At 65.0% G+C, this 21,601-nt stretch carries 22 protein-coding genes; 17 read left to right on the top strand and 5 right to left on the bottom strand.

The window, feature by feature from the left end; all coding sequences use genetic code 11:
• The 10 genes from HGQ17_RS03575 (at position 1) to tsaD (ending at position 10,029) form a co-directional block, all read left to right on the top strand.
• Positions 1-351 (top strand): holo-ACP synthase, encoded by a 351-nt coding sequence (locus HGQ17_RS03575; protein WP_168886597.1) that lies wholly within the window; start codon positions 1-3, stop codon positions 349-351.
• A 79-nt stretch (positions 352-430) separates the two neighbouring features.
• Positions 431-1,966: an NAD(P)H-hydrate dehydratase gene (locus HGQ17_RS03580; protein ID WP_168886598.1), complete on the top strand. Its 1,536-nt coding sequence runs from the start codon at positions 431-433 to the stop codon at positions 1,964-1,966.
• A 32-nt stretch (positions 1,967-1,998) separates the two neighbouring features.
• Positions 1,999-3,147, top strand: a complete 1,149-nt coding sequence (gene alr, locus HGQ17_RS03585) for an alanine racemase (RefSeq protein ID WP_229503281.1) — start codon at positions 1,999-2,001, stop codon at positions 3,145-3,147.
• Positions 3,144-3,788 (top strand): tRNA (adenosine(37)-N6)-threonylcarbamoyltransferase complex ATPase subunit type 1 TsaE, encoded by a 645-nt coding sequence (gene tsaE / locus HGQ17_RS03590; protein WP_168886600.1) that lies wholly within the window; start codon positions 3,144-3,146, stop codon positions 3,786-3,788. The genes alr and tsaE overlap by 4 nt, the downstream gene beginning before the upstream one ends.
• A gap of 129 nt (positions 3,789-3,917) precedes the next feature.
• Positions 3,918-4,961 carry a phosphate/phosphite/phosphonate ABC transporter substrate-binding protein gene (locus HGQ17_RS03595; protein ID WP_168886601.1) on the top strand — a complete coding sequence of 348 codons (1,044 nt, stop codon included), beginning with the start codon at positions 3,918-3,920 and terminating at the stop codon, positions 4,959-4,961.
• Positions 4,961-5,785 carry a phosphonate ABC transporter ATP-binding protein gene (gene phnC, locus HGQ17_RS03600; protein ID WP_168886602.1) on the top strand — a complete coding sequence of 275 codons (825 nt, stop codon included), beginning with the start codon at positions 4,961-4,963 and terminating at the stop codon, positions 5,783-5,785. Before HGQ17_RS03595 ends, phnC begins: the two co-directional genes overlap by 1 nt.
• Positions 5,782-7,545 (top strand): phosphonate ABC transporter, permease protein PhnE, encoded by a 1,764-nt coding sequence (phnE, locus tag HGQ17_RS03605; protein WP_211090403.1) that lies wholly within the window; start codon positions 5,782-5,784, stop codon positions 7,543-7,545. Before phnC ends, phnE begins: the two co-directional genes overlap by 4 nt.
• 85 nt (positions 7,546-7,630) lie before the next feature.
• Positions 7,631-8,323 carry a tRNA (adenosine(37)-N6)-threonylcarbamoyltransferase complex dimerization subunit type 1 TsaB gene (tsaB, locus tag HGQ17_RS03610; protein WP_168886603.1) on the top strand — a complete coding sequence of 231 codons (693 nt, stop codon included), beginning with the start codon at positions 7,631-7,633 and terminating at the stop codon, positions 8,321-8,323.
• A 6-nt stretch (positions 8,324-8,329) separates the two neighbouring features.
• Positions 8,330-8,848: a ribosomal protein S18-alanine N-acetyltransferase gene (gene rimI, locus HGQ17_RS03615; protein ID WP_168886604.1), complete on the top strand. Its 519-nt coding sequence runs from the start codon at positions 8,330-8,332 to the stop codon at positions 8,846-8,848.
• A gap of 23 nt (positions 8,849-8,871) precedes the next feature.
• Positions 8,872-10,029 carry a tRNA (adenosine(37)-N6)-threonylcarbamoyltransferase complex transferase subunit TsaD gene (gene tsaD, locus HGQ17_RS03620; protein ID WP_229503282.1) on the top strand — a complete coding sequence of 386 codons (1,158 nt, stop codon included), beginning with the start codon at positions 8,872-8,874 and terminating at the stop codon, positions 10,027-10,029.
• On the opposite strand, the gene HGQ17_RS03625 is transcribed toward tsaD, so the two are convergent.
• Positions 10,019-11,170, bottom strand: coding sequence for a glutamate--cysteine ligase (locus HGQ17_RS03625; protein WP_168886606.1), 1,152 nt, complete (start codon positions 11,168-11,170; stop codon positions 10,019-10,021). The two genes, tsaD and HGQ17_RS03625, sit on opposite strands and share 11 nt — an antisense overlap.
• A 183-nt stretch (positions 11,171-11,353) precedes the next feature.
• Between HGQ17_RS03625 and HGQ17_RS03630 the strand changes: the two genes are divergently transcribed.
• On the top strand, positions 11,354-13,147 hold the full coding sequence (locus HGQ17_RS03630; RefSeq protein WP_229503283.1) for a glycoside hydrolase family 3 protein: 1,794 nt from the start codon (positions 11,354-11,356) through the stop codon (positions 13,145-13,147).
• A gap of 11 nt (positions 13,148-13,158) precedes the next feature.
• Here the strand turns inward: HGQ17_RS03630 and HGQ17_RS03635 are convergent, their stop codons facing one another.
• On the bottom strand, positions 13,159-13,836 hold the full coding sequence (locus HGQ17_RS03635) for an AraC family transcriptional regulator (RefSeq protein ID WP_211090404.1): 678 nt from the start codon (positions 13,834-13,836) through the stop codon (positions 13,159-13,161).
• Here HGQ17_RS03635 and HGQ17_RS03640 point away from each other — a divergent pair, their 5' ends adjacent.
• On the top strand, positions 13,837-14,220 hold the full coding sequence (locus HGQ17_RS03640; protein WP_168886482.1) for a hypothetical protein: 384 nt from the start codon (positions 13,837-13,839) through the stop codon (positions 14,218-14,220).
• Between the two features lie 81 nt (positions 14,221-14,301).
• On the opposite strand, the gene HGQ17_RS03645 is transcribed toward HGQ17_RS03640, so the two are convergent.
• The gene (locus HGQ17_RS03645; RefSeq protein ID WP_168886608.1) at positions 14,302-14,817 is read right to left on the bottom strand and encodes a TetR/AcrR family transcriptional regulator; all 516 of its coding nucleotides are present in this window, start codon (positions 14,815-14,817) and stop codon (positions 14,302-14,304) included.
• Positions 14,818-14,955: 138 nt separating this feature from the next.
• Between HGQ17_RS03645 and bioB the strand changes: the two genes are divergently transcribed.
• Positions 14,956-16,026 (top strand): biotin synthase BioB, encoded by a 1,071-nt coding sequence (bioB, locus tag HGQ17_RS03650; RefSeq protein ID WP_168886609.1) that lies wholly within the window; start codon positions 14,956-14,958, stop codon positions 16,024-16,026.
• Positions 16,019-16,636 (top strand): biotin transporter BioY, encoded by a 618-nt coding sequence (locus HGQ17_RS03655; RefSeq protein WP_229503284.1) that lies wholly within the window; start codon positions 16,019-16,021, stop codon positions 16,634-16,636. The genes bioB and HGQ17_RS03655 overlap by 8 nt, the downstream gene beginning before the upstream one ends.
• Here the strand turns inward: HGQ17_RS03655 and HGQ17_RS03660 are convergent.
• Positions 16,616-17,206: a class I SAM-dependent methyltransferase gene (locus HGQ17_RS03660; protein ID WP_324615180.1), complete on the bottom strand. Its 591-nt coding sequence runs from the start codon at positions 17,204-17,206 to the stop codon at positions 16,616-16,618. The genes HGQ17_RS03655 and HGQ17_RS03660 overlap by 21 nt on opposite strands.
• Positions 17,207-17,459: 253 nt before the next feature.
• Between HGQ17_RS03660 and HGQ17_RS03665 the strand changes: the two genes are divergently transcribed.
• Together HGQ17_RS03665 and HGQ17_RS15150 are read left to right on the top strand one after the other, a co-directional pair.
• A complete protein-coding gene (locus tag HGQ17_RS03665; RefSeq protein WP_168886612.1) occupies positions 17,460-18,098 on the top strand; it encodes a hypothetical protein in 639 nt (212 codons plus the stop codon).
• Positions 18,099-18,169: 71 nt separating this feature from the next.
• Entirely contained in the window at positions 18,170-18,967 is a 798-nt protein-coding gene (locus tag HGQ17_RS15150) for a copper resistance CopC family protein (RefSeq protein WP_229503285.1), read from the top strand.
• A 12-nt stretch (positions 18,968-18,979) separates the two neighbouring features.
• Here the strand turns inward: HGQ17_RS15150 and HGQ17_RS03675 are convergent, their stop codons facing one another.
• Positions 18,980-20,293 carry a class I SAM-dependent methyltransferase gene (locus HGQ17_RS03675; RefSeq protein WP_168886613.1) on the bottom strand — a complete coding sequence of 438 codons (1,314 nt, stop codon included), beginning with the start codon at positions 20,291-20,293 and terminating at the stop codon, positions 18,980-18,982.
• A gap of 152 nt (positions 20,294-20,445) precedes the next feature.
• Here HGQ17_RS03675 and HGQ17_RS03680 point away from each other — a divergent pair, with 152 nt between their 5' ends.
• Positions 20,446-21,483 carry a siderophore ABC transporter substrate-binding protein gene (locus HGQ17_RS03680; protein ID WP_168886614.1) on the top strand — a complete coding sequence of 346 codons (1,038 nt, stop codon included), beginning with the start codon at positions 20,446-20,448 and terminating at the stop codon, positions 21,481-21,483.
• Positions 21,484-21,601: the final 118 nt, after the last annotated feature.

Here is a 21,601-nt window from a genome sequence, read left to right on the forward strand (position 1 = left end):
GTGATCATCGGCATCGGGGTGGACGTGGTGGATGTGCCACGGTTCGCCCAGCAGCTCGAGCGCACCCCGGGACTCACCAAGCGGCTGTTCACACCCGCCGAGCGTGAGCTGAAGCTGCGATCCTTGGCCGCACGCTTCGCCGCCAAGGAGGCTGTGGCCAAGGCCCTGGGGGCGCCAGCTGGGATGAACTTCCAGGACTGCGAGGTGGTCTGCGAACCCTCCGGCAACCCGCATATCGAAGTCAGCGGGACTGTGGCTGAGGCCGCGGCCGCACGCGGGATCCGCACCTGGCATCTCTCACTGTCCCATGACGGGGATATCGCAACCGCCATGGTCATCGCCGAAGGGTGATGGCCCAGTGGAATCAGCGGCCCGGACGGTAGTCCCAGCAACAGGCCCTTAGTAGTGTGGTGCGCAGGAGGAACGGACCATGCGCAGACAGCAGATTGAGCTGATGAGGGTCTACACCGGTGAGCAGATCCGGGACGCCGAGAAGCCACTCCTGGACGCCGGGGAAGGCCCCACCCTGATGCGCCGGGCCGCCTATGGCCTGGCCCAGCACACGGTGGCAGTGCTGGACGGGCCCGTCTACGGGGCCAAAGTCACCGGACTGATCGGCTCCGGCAATAACGGCGGCGACGGGCTCTATGCCCTGGCATTCCTCGTCCGCCGCGGAGCACAGGTGCACGCTGTCCTGACTCGGCAGAGAGCGCACCCCCAGGCACTGGAAGCCTTCCAGGCAGCCGGCGGCCGGATCACCAGCAGCATCCCCGCCGGTACCCAGGTGCTCATCGACTCGATGCTGGGCACAGGATTCACCGGCGAATTCACCCGACCCGAGATCCCCGGGCTGGCAGGGGCCCTGGACGACGCCGCGGTCATCGCCTGCGACCTGCCCTCAGGGATCAACGCCGATACCGGAGCCGCCGGTGAGGCAGTGATACCGGCTGATCACACGGTGACCTTCGGCGGGCTGAAACAGGGCCTGCTGGCAGGACGAGGCGGCACGCTCAGCGGCAATCTGCACACTGTAGACATCGGCTTGGGGCCGCATCTGCCCAAAACTCCGGTCCACATGGTCACAGGCAGCGCCCCGGGAGCAGGCCGGGCGGCAGCGGCGACCTGGACTGTGGGAAACCCACCCAGGGTTGATGACCACAAATACTCCCGCGGGGTAGTCCATGTCCTGGCAGGCTCCAAGCAGTACCCCGGTGCGGCCCAGCTGACCGTGGCAGCGGCCCTGCGCACCGGCGCCGGCATGGTGACCCTGCAGGCACCGGCCTCGGTTAGCCACCAGGTGCTCAGCCGGTGGCCGGAGGTTGTCTCCACCCCCGCGGGCCAATCAGTGCCGGCAGTGGAGAAGGCTGCCGCCGTCGTCATCGGACCAGGGATAGGCGCAGGGGAGACCCGGCTGGCGGAGGCCGAGGGAGTTCTGGAGCAGTGTTTGGAGACCGGCACAGCCTGTGTCCTGGACGCCTCCGGGTTGGGCCTGATCCGCAACCAGCTGCGCCGCCGCGATGGGCTGAACAAAAACGTTCTGATCACCCCGCATCTGGGGGAGGCCCGGCAGATCGCTAAGACCCTGCGAGACCGCGTGCTGACCACCCTGCTGCAGACTGATTCACCGCGGGTCGATCCCGTGGAGGCAGCCCGCAGGATCGCCGGGCGACTGGACTGCAGCGTCCTGCTCAAAGGGGCCACCACCGTCATCGCCTCCCCGGATGGTGATGTGCTGCTGCACCGGGCCGGAGACTTCGACGCCGGCGGGGCCCCAGGGTTGGCAACCGCCGGCAGTGGGGATGTGCTCTCCGGAATCCTGGGCGCGGTGGCAGCGCGGTCGCGGAGCTGGCTGCAGGTAGCGGCTGCCGGGGCCAGTATTCACACCGCGGCAGCAGGCCATATCGACCCCGACGGCAGGGGCAGATTCAGTGCCTCGGGCCTCATCGAGGCGATCCCACATGTCTGAGCCCCATGAGCTCGACCGGTAATGTGGAGCCCATGACTTTTCCGGAGCGGGCAGCGGTGATCGATGCTGCCGCGATCAGCCATAACGTTCGCACTATCGGCGATTTCGTGCGCCCCGCGAAGGTCATGGCCGCCGTCAAAGCCGATGGATACGGACACGGGCTGATCACCGCCGCAGAAGCCGCGCTCGCAGGCGGTGCCGGCTGGTTGGGCACCGCCCATATCTCCGAATCCCTTCAGCTGCGCGAAGCCGGAATCGAAGCTCCGCTGCTGGCCTGGCTGCACACCCCGGAGAGCGAATTTGCGGCCGCCATCGAGGCCCATATCGATCTCGGATCCTCCGGCTGGGAACTGCCCCTGATCGCCCAGGCCGCAGGCGAGCTGCATCAGCCAGCCCGGGTCCACCTCAAGCTCGACACCGGACTCGGGCGCAATGGCTGCACCCTCGCTGATTGGCCCACTGTGGTCGGCAATGCCGCCGAATACCAGGACCAGGGACTGATCAGCATTGAGGGCATCTTCACCCACCTCGCTGTGGCCGATGAGCCTGACCGCAAGGAGACCGACGAGCAGCTCGCCGCCTTCCGACAGGCCCTGGAGACCGCCGAAGCCGCCGGTGTGGTCCCCGATCTGCGCCATGCCGCCAATACTCCGGCCGCCCTCTCCCGCCCCGATGCCCACTTCGATATGGTCCGGGTCGGCGTCGGGATCTACGGGCAGAGCCCCTTCGCCGACCGCACCGCGGAATCCCTGGGCCTCCAGCCGGCCATGGAACTGCGCAGCCGGGTTGCCAACGTCAAAAAAGTCCCCGCCGGCCAGGGCATCAGCTACGGGCTGACCCACCGGGTCGATGCCCCCACCACCCTGGGCCTGATCCCACTGGGCTACGCCGATGGTGTGCCGCGCATCGCCGTCGGCGGTCCCGTGCTGATCCGCGGTCAGCGCTACCACTCGGTGGGCCGGGTCGCCATGGACCAGTTCGTCGTCGACCTCGGCGCCGAGACCGAGGTCGAAGTGGGCGACGAGGTCACCCTCTTCGGCGGTGACTCCGGAATCGAAGCCGCCGAATGGGGTACGGCCGCCCAGACGATCAACTACGAGATCATCACCCGGATCGGAGCCCGGGTCCCACGCGAGGTCATCAACCCGCCCGCAGCACAGCAGGAGCAGGGGGATCAATGAGCCCAGCACCGGATGCCCAGCCTGCGGCACCACTGCCCGGGCAGAACTGGCAGCACAGCACAGAGCTGGCCGACCTCGAAGCCACCGAGGCCTACGCCCAGCAGCTGGCCGCTCAGCTGCAGCCCGGGGACCTCCTGGTACTCACCGGTGGACTCGGGGCCGGTAAGACCACCTTCACCAAGGCCCTCGGTAAAGCCCTCGGCGTCGAAGGCCAGGTCAGCTCCCCGACATTCGTGCTCTCCCGCATCCACCGCAACCGCGAAGACACCAGCCCCGACCTCGTGCATGTGGACACCTACCGCACCGATGCTGAGGGCCTGGAATCCCTGGACCTGGCAGCCCATCTGGCCGAATCCGTGGTCGTTATCGAATGGGGTCGGGCGTTGGTTGAGGAGGCGCTCTTGGGCACCGGAGGCTCCTGGCTGGACCTCGAACTGCAGACCCCGGAACTGGAAAATCCAGAAACCCAAGGCGACGACGACGCCGAAACCCCCATGGGTGTATCCCGCCCCTCCACCGGGGCCGAGATCCAAACCGACTTCAGCGAATCCGAGGAGGACATCCTCGGAACGCCCCGGCTGGCAGTCCTGCGAGGCTATGGCCCCAGGTGGGAGAGCGATCCCCAAATAAGCTTCGCCTAGGGTTAACCCTCCCTTCAACTCATCAGTACCGAAGGTTCACACTGCCTCGGTTGAGTGGTGACGTGTGCGGCAACGCCGCGCCAGAATCCGCACCGTTTTCAGGGCACCACACTGAGGAGAGCACACCCTATGTCCACTGAGACTGAACCCCTGCGTAAGAAACTGTTCAGCAAGCTCGGCGTCGCTGCAGTCGCCGGAATCTTCGCACTGTCTGCTTGCGGCGAAGCTGCTGACGACGGCAATGGTGCAGGATCCGATGGCGCCGATGAGGCCAGCGGCGAAGACACCAACGGCGAAGATGCCGTTGACGGCGATCCCGAAGGCACCGTCGAGGGCGAAGGCGAGCCCATCCGGATAGTCGGCGTCCCCGCTGAGGAAGCCACCCAGCTCGAGGCCGGCTTCGAACTGCTCATGGAGGTCATCGGCGGCGAGACCGGCCGTCCCGTGGAGTTCAACCACTCCACCGACTACAACGCAGTGATCGAGGCCATGGTCTCCGGCCAGGCCGATATGGGCATCGGTTCCCCCTTCACCTACGTGCGTGCCGGTGACGCCGGCGCCGGCGTTGACGTGCTCGGCGGCCGTATCGAGGAAGAGGGCGAAGAGGCCGGATACGTCTCCTACGCGCTGGTCCGTGCCGACTCCGATATCGACTCCCTCGAGGACGTCGAAGGCGAAAGCGTCTGCTACGTGGAGCAGGGCTCCACCTCCGGATTCCTCTACCCCTCTGCCGGCATGATGGAAGCCGGCCTGGATCCTGAAGAGGACGTTGATCCCCAGTACCCCGGCTCCCATGACGGTGCCATCCTGGCCCTGCTGGACGGACAGTGTGAACTGGCCTTCGCCTATGACTCCATGGTCGAGGTGCTCATGCCCAACCGTGGTGAGCTGAGCGAGGACGACTACAAGATCGTCTGGGAATCCCCGCTGATTCCGGCCTCCCCGATCTTCATGAACACCGACACTCTGGATGAGGAGACTCAGGAAGAGCTGCGCGGGATGTTCGACGAGGGGCTGATCAACGTTGACGCCCTGGTCGAGGCCGGCTACTGCGACTCCGCTGACGACTGCTCCCTGCCGGAGGAGTCCTACGAGTACACCCCCGTGGAGGATGACATCTACGACGGTATCCGCGAGGTCTGCGAGATCACCGAGGCGGAAGCCTGCGACTGATGTCTGCAATTTCACTAGAGAACGTCACTAAGAGGTTCTCCGCAGATACCGTCGCCGCACGGGATATCAACCTGGAGATCGACCCCGGAACCTTCACCGTTCTGCTGGGTCTGTCCGGCTCAGGTAAATCCACCCTGCTGCGGTTGATCAACGGCCTGCATAAGCCCACCTCCGGCTCAGTCACCGTACTGGGCACGGAGGTGGGCACCGCCCGGAAGACCCAGCTGCGACACCTGCGTCGAGAGGTCGGCATGGTCTTCCAGCAGTTCCATCTGGTGGGCTCCATGTCCACCTTGGAGAACGTCTGCACCGGGGCACTGGGCAGTCTGCGGGGCCCTCGGATGGGGCTCTTCAGCTACCCCAAGGCCGTCCGGCAGCGGGCCCTGGAACAACTGGATAGGGTCGGTCTGGCCGATCAGCGGTTCCAGCGGGCAGATACCCTCTCCGGAGGTCAGCAGCAGCGTGTGGCAGTGGCCCGCGCTCTGGTCCAGCAGCCCAAGATCCTGCTGGCCGATGAGCCGGTGGCCTCCCTGGACCCGGAGTCCTCCAACCAGGTGATGAGCCTCATCGCCCAGATCGCCCGCGAGGACGATCTCACTGTGATCTGCAGCCTCCACCAGGTGGAGCTGGCCCGGCATTGGGGCGACCGGATCATCGGACTGCGCCAGGGTGTGAAGGTCATGGATGAACTTGCTGCCGATGTCAGCTCCGATGACGCGATGCGCATCTACTCGGCCCAATGGGCCTCCGAGGCAGCAGCCGCCGAGCGCGCCGGGGGTCAGGAGGAGCAGCTGGCTGCCAGTGGGGGAGCGAACCTCCGATGACCACTGCCGTTCGGGAACGCACCACGGCTGAGACATCCGCACCACGGGGGAGCACCACCCGCCCGGCGCTGAGCGATACCCGCACGCTGCGGGGCCCCTCGTCCCGGGCGCTGCTGGGCTTTTCGATTATGGCGGCGTTCATCGCCGGTGGCATCTGGTCGATGATCGAGCTGCGGATCAATATCGCCTCACTGATCGTCGGATTCGAGAACGCCGTCGTCTTCTTCCAGGACCGTGTGGGCACCCTGGAGTGGCCGGAATTGCCGGATCTCATGGAATCGACTGCCATGACCCTGGCCATTGTGCTGCTGGCGACCCTGCTGGGCGCCATCATCTCGGTGATCCTGGGCCTTGCTGCGGCGTTCAACACCTCACCATCGCGGGCCACCCGGGCCCTGGCGCGGACCTTCGTGGTTGTCATGCGCGCCATCCCCGAGCTGATCATGGCCATCGTCTTCATCCGCCTCTTCGGCGGTGGGGCAGTGGCTGGGATTCTCGCCCTGGGGCTGAACTCCATCGGCATGCTCGGGAAGTTCTACGCCGACGCCATTGAAGACCACGACGACGGCCCTCGGCGCGCACTGGAGTCGGGCGGAAGCCCGCGTTCCCGGCAGATCTTCGGGGCCACCATCCCCGGGATTATGCCTGCGATCGTCGCCCACGGCCTACACCGCTTCGACATCAACCTCCGGGCCTCGGTGATCCTGGGCTGGATCGGCCTGCCAGGTCTCGGCGCGGATCTCAGCCAAGCCCTGGGGGTGGGCTCCTACCATCGGGCCATCCCGCTGGCGCTGATCATCCTCGGTATCTGCATTGCCGCGGAAATCCTCTCCGGGTTCCTGCGGATGAAGCTGCTGGGACGCTCCGAACCCAGCCGGTACGGCTTCATCTGGGCTTACCACAAGGTCCGCGACCGGTACCGCACCAATGGGGTCACAGAGTCCACTGTGAAGGTCTCGGACACAAGTCGGCTGGGCGACCGCACCACACCGCCCTGGAACCTCGGACGGATCAGCCGGGTTGCCGCTATGGGCCTGTTCCTGGCGCTGATCGTGGTCTCCGCCTGGTACGCCGAGATCGACTGGGTGCGGTTCTTCGAGGGCTTCGCTTCCATCCCGGATGTGGCCGGGCAGTTCTGGCCACCGGATGACGGGGATATCCCGGAGACTCTCTGGGCTGCCCTGCTGACCACTGTCCAGATGGGTCTGGCTGCGACCCTGTTGGGAGCGATCCTTGCCCTGCCCGTGGGAGCCATGGCGGCTCGAAACGTGGCGCCCAATCCCTGGGTGGCGCAGATCTTCCGCAATCTCATTGTGGTCACCCGCGGAATCCCCGAGCTGATCCTGGCGATCATCCTGATCGTGATCATGGGTATGGGACAGGTGGCCGGAACTCTGGCCCTTGCCCTGGGCGCGATGGGTCTGCTCTCCAAACTGGTGGCCGACTCCATCGAGGAGACTGATGTGCGGGTCCAGCAGGCGATCTCCACCGGAGGTGCCGGGCGGTTTCAGGTCTTCATGGCTGCGACAGTGCGGCAAGCAGCACCGGCCTCAGTGGCACACCTCTTCTATCAGCTGGATGTCAATATCCGGGCCGCGACCCTACTGGGCATCGTCGGCGCCGGAGGCGTGGGCTACTACCTCCTCAACGCCAACCGGGTGCTCTCCTTCGAGGTGGTCACCTACATCCTGCTGATGATCTTCGTGGTCGTGCTGATCCTGGAGTTCATCTCCATTCTGATGCGCCGACTGCTGCGCTGATCCCGGTCACAGCACCCCAATACCTCATCGCCGCACTGGTCTGGCCCCTTCTGGGCCGGCACCAGTGCGGCGATACCATAGGGGGGTGCTCTTAGCCCTCGACACCTCCGCCGGCGCCTCCACTGCACTGATCAGTCACAAAGACACCGATGATCTCGGTCAGATCCTGGCCCAGTGGAGCACAGATGCCCCCAATACCCATGCCGAGGTACTGGCCCCGGCCGTCCAAGAAGTGCTCGGGGAGGTAGGCGCCACCGGCGAGCAGATCAGCGGCGTCGTCGTCGGTGTGGGGCCCGGACCCTTCACCGGACTGCGAGTTGGTCTGGCGCTGGGACATGCTCTGGCCGAAGGCTGGGGTAAGCCCCTGCACGGGATCTGCAGTCTCGACTCCCTTGCCCTGCGGGCCGTGGATGCTGGAGTTGAAGGCGAGTTCCTAGTGGCCACTGATGCTCGACGCCGCGAGGTCTACTGGGCCGCCTATGAACACGATGAGGACGGCTCCCGTTTGATTCAGGGACCCTTCGTGGGGCCCGCCGCCGAGCTGCCCCAGCTGCCGGCAGTCGGCGCCGGCGTCGGCCTCTACCCGGAGCAGTTGCAGGTAGTTGAGCTGCCCGGTGAGGACCCCTCCAGCTGGACCCCGCATGCGGCTGAGCTGGGCAGGCTGGCCCAGGGCGCTCTGGCCGGGGAACTCAATGGGGTCCTGTGCGAACCGCGGCCGCTGTATCTGCGTGAATCCGATGCCAAAGTCCCCGCCCAGATGAAGAAATCAGGAACCTGAGTCCCGATGACTGAGGGACCCACCATCCGGGTAATGACCCCCGCCGATGTGCCTGCGGTGCTGCGGCTGGAGCAGGAACTCTTCCCCCATGACGCCTGGCCCGAACAGTTCTTCCACGAGGAACTGGCCCAGGCCGAACCCGCAGCGGCTCCCACCGAGGCCACCCGCAAATACTGGGTCGTCGAGGACCAGGCCCAGGCGATCATCGGCTATGCCGGGATGATGTGCGTACTGCCCCTGGCCGATGTACAGACCCTGGCCGTCTCCCCACAGGCCCAGGGCCAGGGACTGGGCAGCCGAATGTTGAAGCTGATCGAACAGGAATCCACCGACCGCGGCGCTGAAGACCTCCTGCTGGAGGTCCGCGCAGATAACCCCGGGGCCCAGCGGCTCTATATTCGGCACGGATTCGTAAAGATCCACCAGCGGATCGGCTATTACCCCGATGGCGGGGATGCCCTGATCATGCGCAAACGCCTGCGTGAACCCCGCCCATCAGTCCCACTGCCGGGCCGGCCGGAGTGATGATGAGCGATAAAATTTTGACGATGACATCCGCACCTGAGCCCAGTCAGAACCCGGCGCCACTGGTTCTTGGCATCGAGACCTCCTGCGATGAGACAGGTGTCGGAATTGTGCGAGGACGCCAACTGCTGGCCAATGAAGTGGCCTCCTCCATGGCCGAACATATCCGCTTCGGCGGGGTCATCCCGGAGATCGCCGCCCGCGCCCATGTGGAGGCCTTCACCCCGACCCTCCGCCGAGCCCTGGACACTGCCGGGGTCCGCCTGGAGGATGTCGACGCCATCGCGGTGACCGCTGGCCCTGGACTGGCCGGGGCCCTGATGGTGGGCCTCTCGGCAGCCAAGGGCCTCGCCCTGGCCACCGGCAAGCCGCTCTACGGAATCAACCACCTCGTCGCCCATGTCGCCGTCGGACTGTTGGAAGACCCACAGAATGGCGCCTCCCGACCTCATAGCGATAACGACGCCGACTCCAGGGGTGCCTCGAACGGGGTCCGGGACCTCCCACCGAATACCGGGGCGCTGCTGGTCTCCGGCGGACATACCGAAATCCTGCGCGTGGGATCCCTCAGTGAGGATGTCGAACTTTTGGGATCCACAATCGACGACGCCGCCGGCGAGGCCTATGACAAAACCGCCCGGCTGCTGAGCCTGGGCTATCCCGGTGGGCCCAAAATCGATGCTGCCGCCAAAGAGGGCGACCCCACCGCGTTCCGGTTCCCCCGCGGCCTGACCATGCCGAAATTCGAAGGTACCGCTGAGGAGCCTGGCAAACACCGGCACAACTGGTCCTTCTCCGGGCTGAAAACAGCCGTCGGCCGTGCCGTGGAACAGTTCGAGAAGGCCGGGCAGCCGGTCCCCACAGCCGATATCGCCGCCAGCTTCCAGGAGGCAGTGGTGGATGTGCTCACCAGTAAGGCGGTCCGTGCCTGCCAAGAGCATGGCATCACCAGCCTGCTGCTGGGCGGGGGAGTGGCCGCCAACTCACGGCTGCGCGGACTGCTTGCCGAACGCTGCCAGCAGGCCGGGATCAGCCTTACCGTGCCACCGATCCCGCTGTGCACCGACAATGGGGCCATGGTGGCCGCCCTGGGGGCTGAGCTGGTGGCGGCTGGAAAGCCGGCATCCTCCTATGCGATACCGGCTGATTCCAGCCTGCCGGTGCACTGCATCACCCGTTGATGCTCAACCGGGTCATCGCCGCGGAGTCCAGCACCACCTGACGCAGATCGCCGTCGTGGGTCTCAGCGACCTTGCGCTGGCGCTGGTAGCCGGCACCTTTGTCCATCATGGTCTCCAGGTAGCGCAGCTCCCGTTCGCAGCCCAGATCCTTGGCAATGGGTTCCAGCCGCTCCAGCTCCCGGGCCATGGCATCGGTGACCAGTTCCTCGTCACCATTCTCATTGAGAATGATGATCGCATCCAGGCCATAGCGGGCCGCACGCCACTTATTCTCCTTGACGTACCAGTTCGGCATGGAGGTGACCTTGCCGCCGTTATCGAGGTGCCGAACGGTGTCCTCCACCAGGCACTGGGTCAGCGCGGTGATTGCGCCGATCTCCTCGAGGGTGGCCACCCCATCGCAGATGCGCAGCTCCACGGTGCCCAGACGGGGTACCGCGCGGACATCCCAGCGCACCTCGGTGACGTCATTGATCACTCCGGTGTGCTCAAGATCGGCCACCGCACGCTCATAGCCGGACCACTCCTCGAACTGGTAGCTCATCCCCGCGGTGGGCAGCTGCTGGAACATCAGTGCCCGCTGGGAGGCGTAACCGGTGTCCTCACCCGACCAGTAGGGGGAGGAGGCCGAGAGCGCCTGGAAATGCGCGTTGTAGTTGCACAGGGCGTTGACCACAGGCATCGCGTATTTCACATCGGTGAGTCCGACATGGACGTGGATGCCGTAGATGACCATCTGCCGGCCCCACCACTGGGTGCGCCGGATCAGCTCGTTATAGCGCTCCTTATCGGTGACCGGCTGTTTGGTCGGGGGAGCGAAGGGGTGACTGCCCTGGCAGTAGAGGTCCACATCCAGGGGCTCACAGTGCTTCATCACATTGCGGGCAGTCTCCCGCAGCTGGTCCACGCCCTCGGAGACCTCACCACAGACATCGGTGACCAGCTCCACGGTGTTCAGTAGCAGTTCCTGCTTCACATAGGGGTGCTCATCCTCGCCGCTGAGCTCGGGGCGCTCAGCACGGGTTGCCTCCAGAATCCGCTCGGCAACACTGCGGAGGTCACCGGTCTGCCGGTCGACCAGTGCCAGCTCCCATTCGATACCGAGAGTGGAGCGCTCAGATTCGGCGAACGACAGTCCCATGGAGGTCTCCTTCACAGTCAAGATCGGTGCAACGTTGAGTCAAGCTCGCTCTAACTTTAGCGGGACTGACCTGGACGGATGCTGCGGATCGCCTTGATATCAACTGTTGAGAAACTCAGCTTATCGGTCCTGGTCAGTGGGGTGAGCCGGTGGGCGGCGGGCCGGTGATTTAGGGTGGTCCGCATGCATAACCTCCGGGCCTCCACACTGCGCCGTGCCGGCGCGCTGGCGCTTATCACCTCCGTCCTTCTGGTCTCCTGCGCCGAGGACGACGCCGGCTCCCCCGACCCCGGTCAGGACGGAGTCGATGAGCTCAGCCCTGAGGAGGAGGCCGAACAGGAGCACCAGCAGCAGCTGGAGGCCGCCCAGGAGGAGATCGACCAATGGGATGCCGCCCTGGCCGGCCCGGGTGAGGAGCACCGCGAGCAGGCCGCCGAGCTGGTCGCAGAGATGGGCCCCGAGCAGAAGGCCGGACAGGTGATCATCGGCGAGTACCAGGGCACCGAGGCCGCTGCTGCCGCCGAACAGATCGAAGAGCTGGACTTGGCCGGGATGATCCTGATGGGGCACAACATTCCCGGCGGCGAACACTCCGTGGACACCCAGGCCCTGGCTGAGCAGACCGGACTGCTGGCCGCAGCAGGCGGTGAGGACCGGGCCGTGCCACCGATCATCTCCGTGGACCAGGAGGGCGGATTGGTCACCCGGGTAGGAAATCCGGTGGCCGAATGGCCAACTCCCATGGGCTATGGGGCCGCCCATCACAGTGCGGAGGAAACCGAGGCGGAGCAGGAGGATGAGGAACTGATCCTGCCCAGCAGTACGCTGACCTGGCAGGGCCACCGACTCATGGCTCAGGATCTCCATGAGCTGGGATTCACCGTCAGCTTCGCCCCCAATGCTGATGTCACCCATGGTGCCGCTGACCCCACTATCGGCTCCCGGTCCTTCGGCAGCGATCCCCAGGCGGTCAGTGAGCTGGCCGTTGAGAGCATCCGCGGACTGGCCGAGGGCGGGGTGGCTGGATCGGTCAAACATTTCCCCGGCCACGGCTCAGTATCCGAGGACTCCCACTACACCCTGCCGGTCCAGGAACAGAGCCTGGAACAGCTGCGAGAACGCGATTGGGTGCCCTTCGCGGAGTCCATCGAGGCCGGGGTCCCGATGGTCATGATGGGCCATATCGATGTCCCCGCCCTGGAGGAGGGGGTGCCGTCGTCGTTATCTGCTGCCGCCTATGGCGAGATCCGCGATATGGGGCATGAGGGTGTGGTGGTCACCGATGCGATGAATATGGCCGCCATCGCCCAGACCTACGGCGGAGACCAGGCCGTGGTCGATGCCCTGGCCGCCGGGGCCGATCTCATCCTGATGCCAGAATCTGCCCCCGGTGCGCATTCGGCAATCCTCTCTGCGGTGGACTCCGGGGAACTGGAGCAGCAGCGACTGGATGAAGCCGCCGAGCGAGTGGTCGCCCTGGTGCTCTGGCAGCAGGAACTGGCCGCCGGTGAGCTCAGCGCGGGTCCCGGAGTGGCACCGGAGCATCCGCTGCTCGAAGACCAGAGCCAGGAGATCGCCGAGCAGATGCCGACCGCTCTGACCTCCCAGATGGTCACCCTGGTGGAGGGCCAATGCGAGGCCGAGCTGACTGAGGGCGGCATCCAGATCCAGGGCGGCACCCAGCAGGACCGCGACCGCCTGGCCGCCGCCGCACAGGAGGCCGGGCTGGAGACCGGCTGGGGCACTACCGTCACCCTGCTCGGCGGCACCACCCCCAGCAGCGGCGATGTGGTGGTCACCGTCGACCGTCCCGAGGCACTGGCCGAATCAAACGCAGAGACCAAGATCGCCCTCAATGGGCGCAGCCCCGAATCCTTCGAAGCACTGATAGCAGTGCTGACCGGGGCCGAGGCACCTGGAACCCTGCCGGTGGAGGTCGGCGAACACCCGGTGGGACATTCGGCCTGTCAAAACTGAGCCGCAGTGGCCTAGCCGCTGAACTGTTTGGCGTACTGGGTGGCGGTGATCCCGAAATGCTCCTTGAAGGTCCGCCGGAAGGCATTGACGTGGCTGTAGCCGACCCGATGAGCCACCGCACCCACGGCAGTCTCGGTGCGCAGCAACGTGGCAGCAGCCTCCATCCGATTGCGGATCCGCCACTGCCGCAGCGTCAGGGAGGTCTCGGCGGCAAACACCCGCTCTAGGGTGCGCTCCGAGGTATGCACTGAGGCCGCAAGCTCGGCAACACTGCGCGAATCCCCCGGGTTGAACCGCAGCGACTGGGCCACCTCACGCGCGGGCAGGCTCCTGGGCATAGGCAGCTGCTCAGAGACCATCGGACTGGACTCCAACAGGGCCAGAACCTGCCGGGCGATATTGGCAGAAGGCCGGATCTGACTGCTGGAGGAGACCATATGCGCCAGCAGCAGGGCATGCAGATCCTGGCCGACCTCCACCACCGTGGGGCGGCGCAGGGTCGTGGCCAACTCCTCTCTGCCGAAGAACAGCGGTACGGCCACCGAATCCTGCCGCACGGTGAACCGGTGCCGGACACCGGCCGGAATCCAGATAGCCGTACCGGCGGTGACCTCCCGGCTGTGAGCCGGCGACTCATCCGGACTGGTCAGGGTGAGATCCGTGCAGCCGCGCACCTGCCAGAGCAGCACATGGATATCCTCCTCAACCCGCTCGCTCAGGGTGGCCGAAGGGATCCACACACTGCGTTCAAGACTCGGGGCTGGCTCGGCTGTCGGAACGGTCACCTCGGGAGATCCTTCCGGGATGGGGCAGTTGTCGGAATCTGTTCACCGCCTTGCGGGAAGAGCGAACACACCGGACTCGCCGCCCTGCTGGGTACCGCCCTGCTCCTGACCGCCTGCGCCGATGCAGAGGAGAACGCCGACGACGACGGCGAGAACCCCGGAGGGCAGAGCCTAGTTCCGGAGGCTGAGGGCAATGTTGACTACCCCCTGAGCATCGATACCATACACGGGGAGATTGAGTTGGAGGAGCGGCCCGAGCGCATTGCGGTGATGGGGCATAGGTGGTAGCGGACCCCATCACCGGCACCCCCCAGTTGTCCCCATGGACCCACGGGCGGCCACCCCGCAGACCGCGACCCAGCGGGCTGCCTAGTCCGGTGCGGCACCGGGAAGCAGGCGGTCCAGACCGAGGGTGAAGGTAGCGAGGGCGTCGTCGTCGGTTGTCTGTGAGCTGCCCAGGTAGCTGCGGTTCTGCTCCACGGCGAAACTGCCCAGGGTGAACTGCATCAGGGCAGCCACCTGGTGGTCGACCTCGGCCGCCGGAGCGTTCTCTGCCATGGCCTCACGCAGGGCCGGAACCGGGGGTAGCTGGGTATCCATGGCGTAGGCGATGAGCATGAGATCGGCGGCATCGCGGAATTCCAGGGCACGTGTGCGCAGCGACAGCAGGATCTCCCGGGGTGGTTCCCCTGGGCGGTTCAGTGGCGCCATAATGCGGCGGGCCACCTGCAGCAGCAGTTCTTGCTTATTGGGTACGTGGTAGTACAGCGCCCCGGCGCGGACATTGAGTTCAGAGGCCAACCGCCGCATAGTCAGATCCTGCAGCCCATAATCGGTCAGCAGGCGCTGAGCGGTGCTGAGGATGGCTTCTCTGGAAAGACTCACCCCTCCACCTAATCATTGAACGATGTTCAAAATCTGGTCATTCTGTGGATACACTGATCAGGTCGCGTTTTGAACGATGTTCAAAAGTGTCGTTTTCAATTCGCTGATGCCCCCCGTACCCAGGCAGAAAGGTCACTGATGACATCGCCCGCCGCCCTAGTGGACCGCATTTCCACAGGTCACCGCATCACCGAAGCAGAGGCACTGCAGGTGCTGACCACACCCGATGCTGAGACATTCACCCTGGTGGCAGAGGCGGGGCGGCTGCGGCGCCAGCACTTCGGAGCCACAGTGAAGGTCAACTACCTGGTGAGCCTGAAGACCGGGCTGTGTCCTGAGGACTGCACCTACTGCTCGCAGCGCCTGGGCACCGATGCCCAGATCCTCAAATACACCTGGCTCAAACCCGCCGAAGCCGCCCGACAAGCCGGATTCGGTATCCGCGGCGGAGCCAGCAGGGTCTGCCTGGTCGCCTCCGGAACCGGGCCCACAGACCGCGATGTTGACCGAGTCGGCGAAATCGTCCAAGAGGTCAAGGAGCAGAACCCGCAGGTTGAGGTCTGCGCCTGTCTCGGGCTCCTGAAGGAGGGCCAGGCGGCCAAGCTCCGGGAGGCCGGAGTGGATGCGTACAATCACAACATCAACACCGCTCGCTCCATGTATCCGCAGATCTGCTCCACCCATACCTATGACGACCGCATCGAGACCATTGACCAGGCCACCGGCGCTGGACTCTCGCCCTGTTCGGGACTGATCGCCGGGATGGGCGAGACCGATGAACAGATGGTCGAGGCCGTGCTGGCACTGCGGGAGATGGAATCGGAATCCATCCCGGTGAACTTCCTGATGCCCTTCGACGGCACACCCCTGGAGGGAACATGGGAGCTCACACCCCTGCACTGCCTGCGAATCCTCGCTCTGGTGCGACTGGCCTGCCCGGATAAGGAACTGCGGATAGCCGGAGGACGGGAAATGCATCTGCGCAGCCTGCAGCCGGTGGCACTGCAGGTGGCCAACTCCCTCTTCCTCGGTGACTACCTCACCTCGGAGGGCCAGGCCGCCGAGGCAGATCTGGAGATGATCCGCGATGCCGGCCTCACCGTCCTGGGAACAGATGACGACGGCGCAGTCACCAGTTCTTCAGCACCGAGCCTCAACCCAGCACTGCGCCGGCGCGGGGCCGGAACCCAGGAGGTCCCCAATGCCTGAAACCACACAGCAGACCGCAGCGGCACCCCAGGGTGTCAGCTCAGCCCTGCAAGCGATCACCCAGATGGCAGTCTTCGCAGCACTGGTGGCTGTGCTGGGCCAACTGATTGTCCCCATCGGGCCGGTGCCCATCACCTTGGGCACCCTGGGGGTGGTCCTCAGCGGAGCGATCCTCGGACCCTGGCGAGGAGCAGGGGCGATGGTGCTGCTGAATCTCATGGCAGTAGCCGGAATGCCGGTGCTGGCCCAGGGCTCCGGGGGGCTGGGCGCCTACGCTGGGCCCACCGGTGGATTCGTCATCGCCTATATTCTGGTGGCTTTCTTCACCGGGCTCATCGTCCAGTACAGCTGGCCACTGCGCTGGTGGCGCACCGGCCTAGGCGTCGTCGTCGGGAGTTTCCCGGCCATGTACAGCCTGGGGCTGCCGGTGATGGCCTGGAACCTCGGCATCACCCTGCAGGAGGCGGCGATGACTGCCCTGGTATTCATCCCCGGGGATATCGCCAAAGGCGTCTTTGCGGTCCTGGTGACCCACACCCTTGCCAAGGGGTACCCGCGGCCCTTCACATACGCCCGACGGCGGGGGCGGCTAAGGGCGCCGCAGAGCTGAGACCACCACATCCTGGAGCCTGCGCTCACGGCCATTGCCAAAGCTCACCCGGCGGGACTGCTCCTGACCGGTGACCTTCCACCGACGAGGATCCAGGGCTGAGACCAGGGGTTCCACGGCATCACGGGCGGCCTCCGGAGGGTGGCCATGGTCATGCCCATCGCTGCCATGGTGGTGGTCCTGGCCGTCTCCGGGGGCATGGGCGACCATCAGCAGCCGCCCGCCGGGGTTCACCCATCCGGCCAACCGGCTCAGCAGCTGTGGCTGCGGCAGGAGGGTATGTACATAGGAACAGGTGACGAGGTCATAACCGTGCGAGGGCTCCCAGGTGATGGCATCGGCGTGGACCCAGGAGATCTCAGGGCCCACCCCCTGTGCCCGGTGCTTCGCCCGGGTCAGTGCCTCGGCGGAAGTCTCCACAGCGGTGACCTCCCAACCGGCCTCAGCCAGGGCGATCGCCTCATTGCCTGTCCCGCAGCCGACCTCCAGGGCAGTTCCCGGCTCCACGGTGGCCGCCAGCTGGGGCACATAGGGGTTGGCCGGAATCTCCCGGTCACCGGGAATCACCACCTGTGGCAAGGTCGAACTCCTGGGTGACCATCGCCATATTGGCCATGGCCCCGGCCATCGTTCCGGAGCTGATGGACAGCGGAACATTCCCCGGAGGCCGCAGAATTCGACACCTGGACCCCGCATGCCATCACTGCGCTGGGGCCGGAGGATGCGGAGATCATCAGCATCTTCAATGAAACAGGTGCCCGATTCCACACCCAGCCGGATGAATCCACCGAAGAATAGGTTCTACGAGTTGTAGAATTCCTCTGTGGCCACAGACCAGCACCGGGTGACCGGCCCCGCCAAGCTCCTGCGTGGGGCGCTGGCTGCCCTGGTGGCCACCGGATCCGCGGCAGCGGCCCATACCCTGGCCGGGCATCACAGCCCCCATCTGGTGGTGCTGATCCTCTCCCTGGCCATCAGCATCCCGGTCTGCGTGCAGCTATCCGGCGTTGCCCTGAGCCGGCGGCGCCTGGCGGGGGCGATTCTTACCAACCAGGCCGTGCTGCATATCCTCTTCTCCCTCTTTCCGGCTTCCCGGGCTCAACCCTCTGGCCTGAACCCAGGGCTGCACCACCAGCACAGTGCGGCCCCCGGGGTGCCCAGCTCACCAGTCGGTGCAGACTCCTCGCACAGCCTCAGCGCCCAGACCGACAGCACCATGATTGCTGCCCACCTCCTTGCCGCAGCCCTGGCCTATTTCCTGCTGCGCCGCGGGGAAACCCTGCTGGCAGCCATCCTCGACCAGCTGAGCATCACCCCGGTGGACCTCGGCTGGCAGCCACCTCAGCCGATCCCGGATGCCCGCCGGATCTGCCTGACCTCGCAGACCCCAGAGAACGACGGCGACCTCTGGGCCGGCTCCGGTCCCAGGACCCTGCGCGGACCGCCCGTTGATGTGAAGTAACTATCCCCCGTCACCGGCTCCAGGCCCGGTGATCCACTCACTTCACATCACGAACGAAGGACCGCATACCCATGCATAAGACAACTGAACCCACCTCTGCCAAGCCGGTCATCCGCATCGGCGCAGGCATCACCGCGGCTACCTTGAGCCTCGGGGCCCTGACCATCGCCCCTGCCCACGCCCACGACACCCTCATCAACGCCAATCCGGAGGAGGGTGAAGTCCTCGACGAAGCCCCCGGTGAAGTCGTCCTGGAGTTCTCCGGATCAGGACTGACCCCCGGAGCCGGCATCACCAAGGAGATCCTGGTCCTGGACTCCGACGACTATGACTGGGCCTCCGAGGAGCCCGCCGAGGTCGAGGGCTCGACCATGAGCACAGATATCCCCCAGCAGCTGCCCGACGGGGAATATGAGGTTCACTACCGCGTGGTCTACTCCGATGGTCNCTCGACCATGAGCACAGATATCCCCCAGCAGCTGCCCGACGGGGAATATGAGGTTCACTACCGCGTGGTCTACTCCGATGGTCACGATGAGGAGCTCAGCTACAGCTTCGAGGTAGACGCCGCCGAGGGCGATGAGGCCGAGTTGGCTGACCCCGAGGACCTCGAGGGGGAGGAGAACGGAACTACCTCCGCGCCCACTGAGTTCTCAACCCCGGAAGCCGACTCCACGGCCCCTGTCCCGGATGAGGGTGAGGAGAATGGCGCAACCCTTGCTGAGGCAGACGATCAGGACCAAGCCGAGGAGGACAACGGCGGCTGGTCCGGGATCCTGACCTGGTCTCTGCTGGCACTGGGCATCCTGGCCCTGGCCGGTGCAGTCGGTTATGCGGCCAAGCGCCGCAACTCAGCCCAGCAGGACTGACCTCCTACTGATTCAGCCCAGGGGTTCGACCACGGCGGCCACCCGATCATCACCAAGACGAGTGATGACAAGGGTGAGATGCCTCTTCGGGCCCCTGGGCTTTTTCGGCAGCAGCTGTTTGCGCAGCTGCTCAGGAACGACGTCGACCCCACGCTTTTTAATCTCCACGCTGGTCACCTCCTGCTCAGCGCACCACCGCTTCAACCCCTTGACGTTGAAGTCCAAAACCTCCATCACTCGATAGCCGCGCGCGAAGGGGGTATCGATCTCAGAGTCAGTGCTGAAGTAGGCAATATGCTCATCGAGCATCCGCCCACCCAACTGCTCACAGAGCTCGGCGACCAGACCAGCTCGAATCACCGCGGGATCCGGCTCCCAGAGCACACCCTCAAGGCCACTGCGACCCACCGGCTCTGCAGACAGTCCCTGGCCAAAGTCCTCGGCCGACACCAATTCCGCAGTCGCGATTCGGGGCAGAATCCCCTCAGTGGCGCCATCCTCCAAGGGCTCTTCCTCCGGCACGGATGTCAGCACTGTGGCTGCCCGGCGGATCAACCGACCCTCGGCGTCATGGCGGGCCAAGGCGTTGAACCACAGGACCACCTCGACCAATTCGCCGTCGATACTGACCCATTCCGCCTCACAGTCAGCCGGGATGAGGTCATGGGGGATCCCCGGGCCAAGCTTCACTCCCAAGGGGATCCCGGTGGAGGTCAGCTCGGTGACGAAACTCAGCGGAGGTGAGAACTCCTCGGGGTCCCAGATCCGGCTACGATCATTGCGCCTTGCCGGATCTAGCCAGAGCCCCCAGCCGGAGGGAGGATCAGAAGGTGGAAGAAGACCATGCTCGGTGGCAAAGTCCTCGGCGGTGGTATGCCGCACCTGAGCCTCGGGGAAGGCCATAAGGTTGATCGTCGCCGCAGCCGAGGTGGACTCATCGGCCTCCACTGCCACCACTTGCAGACCCGCTGAAGCCAAGGCCAGAGAATCTGCCCCGATCCCGCAGCCCAGATCTGCAACATGCTCGACCCCGGCCTGCCGGAAACGGCGAGCATGACGAATGGCCACCGGAATCCGCGTCGCCTGCTGCAATCCGGTCTCAGTCAGCAACATCCGCTGGGCAAAGGAACCGAACTTCGCCTTGGCATCCCGGCGCAGCCGAAGCTGAGTCAACACCGCAGCCACCGTCTCAGCCGGCCAGCCCTGCTTACGCAATGAGGTGTTCAGCCCATCGGCGTCGTTCTGCTCGTAATCCGGCAGGGAGTTCAGCAGTTCCCAGGCCTCAGCAGTTAGCACAGGGGTCAGCGAAGAAACGTCATCAGCCACACCCTCACAGTAACTCTGTTAGTTCCGCCGGCGCGTACCGCAACAGTTCTGTCACAGAGCCGCAGAATCTTGCAGCGGATTAGAGAACAAGGTAACTTCTTATGAGCTTAGGACAGGCTAAGTTCAATAACCATGAGGAAGGTATCCCTTCAATGACACTCGACACCACACCTGCGGCACAGAAGCCGCACGTGTTCCGGTTCCTCTCCGTGGCAGCCATCGGCGCACTGGCCCTGACCGCCTGCAATGGGGATAACGGCGACGACGCCGACAACGGCGGATCCGAAGCAGCCGGAGAAGGCACCATCACCATCGAGGACGATCACGGAAGCCACGAGATCAACCTCGAGGAAGTCGAATCCATTGGCGCATTCGACAACCGGACCTTCCGGACCCTGGAGGACTTCGATGTAGAGCTCAGCGTGGCAGCCCGCTCCCTGATGCAACCTCATGTCCACGAGACCTACGCCGAGGATGAGGATATCCTCGACACCGGCAACCACCGCGAGCCCAACCTCGAGGTTCTCGCCGCAGCCGAGCCTGACCTGGTCATCACCGGTCAGCGCTACTCCCAGTACTACGAGGAGATGGCCGGCCTCATGCCCGAAGACGGCGTCATCCTCGAATTCGACGAAGAGCTGACCGACCCGGCCACCTTCTTCGACGGACTCCGCAACCAGGTGGAGAACCTCGGCATCATCTTCCAGTCCGAGGACCAGGCAGAGGAACTCATTGCCGAGTTCAACGAAGCCGCCGACCGAGTCGCTGCCGCCTATAACGGTGAGGACACTGTCATGGGTCTGCTGACCTCCGGCGGGGACATCAACTACGCCGGACCCCAGGAAGGCCGCGGGGTCGCCCCGATCTTCCAGGAGTTCAACCTGCAGCCGGCCCTGGAGGTTGAGGACCAGTCCAGCGACCACGAGGGTGACGACATCTCCGTGGAGGCCATCGCAAACTCCAACCCGGACTGGATCATCGTCCTGGACCGCGACGGTATGACTCCCGATGACCCCGAGTACACCGCAGCCGATGAGCTCATCGCCGACTCCCCGGCACTGCAGGAGACCTCGGCCATCGAGAACGACCAGATCGTCTACATGCCGCAGAACATGTACATCACCGAGGACATCCAGGCCTACACCGAATTCCTCAACGACTTCGCCGACGCCCTGGAGGCCGCTGAGTAAACAGCCGAGGTCTCCACGCCAGCACAGCTAAGGGAGATGGGCAAAGAGAATTGGTCTCCTTGCCCATCTCCCTTAGCATTGGCTACCGGAATAAGTCACTGAGCCCTTTCGCTTACGC

The sequence above is a fragment of the Nesterenkonia sedimenti genome, assembly GCF_012641515.1.
Classification (GTDB): Bacteria; Actinomycetota; Actinomycetes; order Actinomycetales; family Micrococcaceae; genus Nesterenkonia; species Nesterenkonia sedimenti.